Origin of the sequence: Microcoleus sp. MON2_D5 (assembly GCF_036701905.1) — a bacterium.
Lineage (GTDB): Bacteria > Cyanobacteriota > Cyanobacteriia > Cyanobacteriales > Microcoleaceae > Microcoleus.
Genome location: NZ_JAUBRM010000203.1, coordinates 1 through 3,129, shown reverse-complemented (window position 1 = coordinate 3,129; position 3,129 = coordinate 1). Strand labels below are relative to the sequence as shown.

Sequence of the window (3,129 nt, the reverse complement as noted above, 5' to 3'; positions counted from 1 at the left end):
CCGCCTATTACTTGAATTAAACCGTTAATATAAGAAGCATCGCCACCCACAACTCGCCCTAAAATATTGCGGATATTCGGATTAGAAATAAAATTAACAATTTGACCGTCTTTGAGTCCAAACTGCTGAAAACTATGAAACAGATTAGTGCCGTCTTTTGAGCGCTGTCCCCCGTTAATGTTAAATTGATTGCCTAAGTCAGTAACAGAAGTTCCTGTGCCATCGGGAGCCGGAGTAATTGGCTGTCCTGTAGCAGCAGGTGAGAGCAATAAAAAACCTAAAAATACTACCCAAGTAGAAGCCAATAGTTGCTGTTGATATCTTTGAGTTATTCTTGTTATAGTCATTAGACTTATCCGGGGAATAAATGCTTGGCAGTCCGATTTTAATTTAAAATGAAATTTTTTACTCAACAAGCAGGATTGGACTTGAGACGGAACACGTTAAAAAGTGCGCTCATATACTATCTGACGAGGTTGGGATTATTGTTGATGTCTTTTTGAGTTAGAGAATCGCAAATTCGTTTAATTCCTCGATACACGAGCTTTTTTTATCGCAAACTGTAATAAGCGAGTTCCCAGCCCCATGCGACACGATAATCCATTGGTTTTGGCTTGACTAGCAACCGCCAAAGAGCTGCCCCTAAGTGCAGTGGAGTGTGAATTACATCGTTGTGAATAATGATATCGCCTATCACCAACTTATCAGGTGGAGACAAAACGCAGTGAAGTCTATCGACTTCGCTGTTGTGGTACAAGAGTTTGGCAAGAAAATATGAGTCTTCTTCCCCGTTTACTTGCAGACGAGTGTACCGCCTGCAAGTAAACGCAAATAATCATCCGATCGCGGTTTTCCGATGAACTTTCCAACATCATTTATTTTTAGAATACCCGATAGCGATTGTCGCTCACCGAATCTACGATGACCCTTATTTCCTTTAGCACCTCTCGCTACCACGTTAAGAAATTCCCGTATACCGATGCAGTAACGCAGTATTTGCGGCAAACTTTCTGGTATCGGGTCAAGTTTACCAAGCATGAAGATAGAACGGCACGGACAAGCCAAAATACTCACGCAACAGGAAATCGAGCTTTTGTTCAACAAAGGTTTGCAAACCTCACGCGATCGCACCCTCTTCGGAGTTTGTCTCTATACGGCTTGTCGTATTGCCGAAGCTTGTTCCCTGGAAGTCATCGATATTTACACTGCCAGAGGTACAGTCCGACCTACAATCAACTTCCGCAAGGGCAACACCAAAGGCCAACTCCAAACCAGAACGATTCCAGTCATTGAAGATTTGCGAAGTCTCCTGACATCTTGGAAACCCAACGCGGGTCAGACTTATTTATTCCCCGGCCGCCACCCTTCGCATCATTGGAAGCATCTGCACACCAACTCAGCGGATCAGATTTTGAGAGAAGCGTTCGAGCGAACCGGCATCGAGGGAGCCTCCACCCACAGCTTCCGTCGCACCGCCCTGACTCAGATGAGTAACGCCGGAATTCCGCTGCGGATTATTCAAGAAATCAGTGGTCATAGTAACCTCGAACAGTTGCAGCATTACTTAGAGGTGAAGCCGGATCAAGTCAAAGGAGCGATCGCGAGTCTTTCCATGCTTTCCTACACGGGGAAAGCTACATTTTCCCCTGTAGAGGATGAATTGTCTGCTGTGCCGTTACCAAGAGAGCAACTGTCACAAGGCCTATCAGACTCGGAGCCTGAAGAAATTCCCGATTGGTGACGAGCAATTTTAGATTTTAGATTTTAGATTTTAGATTTTAGATTTTGGATGCAAGCATTAAAGTCACGCATCAAGAGCATCGAGTGCCGATCGCTTTCTTTCCCCCGGCAGAAGCCCTAACCCCTAGATTTGTTAGAATCGTTGGTCATGTGGAGCGGGTGCACCTCCAAAACCGGCTCATAGGAGAATTGTTGACAATGTGGCTAAAATTTGGTGTTGCTCTCAGTGGCGAACTGACGAGCATTGATGAGGTTGTGCGCGGAAAAACTCAGCTAACTTGCCTCTACTGCGGTGGCGGATTGACAGCAAAAAAGGGTTCGGTGAAAGAACATCACTTCGCGCACACTGAGGAAACTTGCAAGTTCGTCAGTCAGCGGATTAAAACCAAAGCTTTCCCATCGCTGCCTCTCTATGACAACTTCACCATCCAGCTAAAGGGTGAGGAATTGGAGCAATTGAAAGTGCTGTGGAAAGAGTACGGGGCCCAAAAGCGATCGATTCCCAGAGACTTGGTAAACTTTCGGTGGGAACTCAAAGGATTGGTGGAGTCGTCGGGTGATCGCTCTTATCAATTCACTAACCTCGGCAAAATTCCAGTGGGTGCGCTTCCCCTGGCGTTGTTCAACAAAGTCCAAGAACCGCTGCTGCTGTCGGAGCTGGCTTCGTTGGAAGGCTCTGTAGAGATTGCTTTATCTGCGGGGTTATCCTGCTTAGAAGAACGGCGGGCTGATTTGCTGATTTATCGAGCGCAGCTTCGTCGGATTCTGGTGAACTCGCTCTACTTCCTTGAGGTCAAAGCGAACGGCAACATCTTCTATAAAATTGGAATTACTACTCGATCGATCGAGGAACGCATTGCCGAAGTGCAGCGGGATGTCAGAGCGCATTACTCGGATGTGGCTGTCAATTTGCTGGGACTTTGGGAACATCGGGGCAATGTGGAGCTGTACTTCAAACACCGCTACAAAGCGTTTAATTACCGCATTGGCAAGCTGACGGAATATTTCGTGTTTCCGAACGTCAAGCTTATTCTGGATGATTTGTATGAGATGGAACCCAAAGTGCTGAGCGAGATTGAGGTGGATGTACTCAATTGCGAGCAATCAGATTCCGCTCGCTGCCAATCAGTCAACCTAGGCGAACGCACGAGCGAAAGCAAACCCGTCCCGTAATTGAGTTAAAGGATTGTTCGAGCTGCTTGTCCCACCAAATCAACAAAATCAGTCTTTGTTCGCTCGAAGCGATCGACACTCTCAAACCGTTATTTTTGCGTTGTGTTTAAGGCGCGCGGGGCATAATGTAGGCTTAGACGTGCGATTCGTTGGCTAGAAACCAATCTTAATAAAAAGATTAGGGGGATTAGCCGCAGGGTAATGAACCTTGATAAC

General features: G+C 46.3%; 3 protein-coding genes. 2 read left to right on the top strand and 1 reads right to left on the bottom strand.

Features of this window, described 5'->3' with window-relative positions; genetic code table 11:
- The coding region (locus tag QUA47_RS30550; RefSeq protein ID WP_333433584.1) for a two-partner secretion domain-containing protein at positions 1-347 on the bottom strand (347 nt) is incomplete at its 3' end.
- A 689-nt stretch (positions 348-1,036) separates the two neighbouring features.
- Between QUA47_RS30550 and QUA47_RS30545 the strand changes: the two genes are divergently transcribed.
- Together QUA47_RS30545 and QUA47_RS30540 are read left to right on the top strand one after the other, a co-directional pair.
- Positions 1,037-1,741 carry a tyrosine-type recombinase/integrase gene (locus QUA47_RS30545; RefSeq protein ID WP_333433583.1) on the top strand — a complete coding sequence of 235 codons (705 nt, stop codon included), beginning with the start codon at positions 1,037-1,039 and terminating at the stop codon, positions 1,739-1,741.
- 197 nt (positions 1,742-1,938) lie between these two features.
- Entirely contained in the window at positions 1,939-2,913 is a 975-nt protein-coding gene (locus QUA47_RS30540; RefSeq protein ID WP_333433582.1) for a GIY-YIG nuclease family protein, read from the top strand.
- The last annotated feature ends 216 nt before the right edge of the window (positions 2,914-3,129 follow it).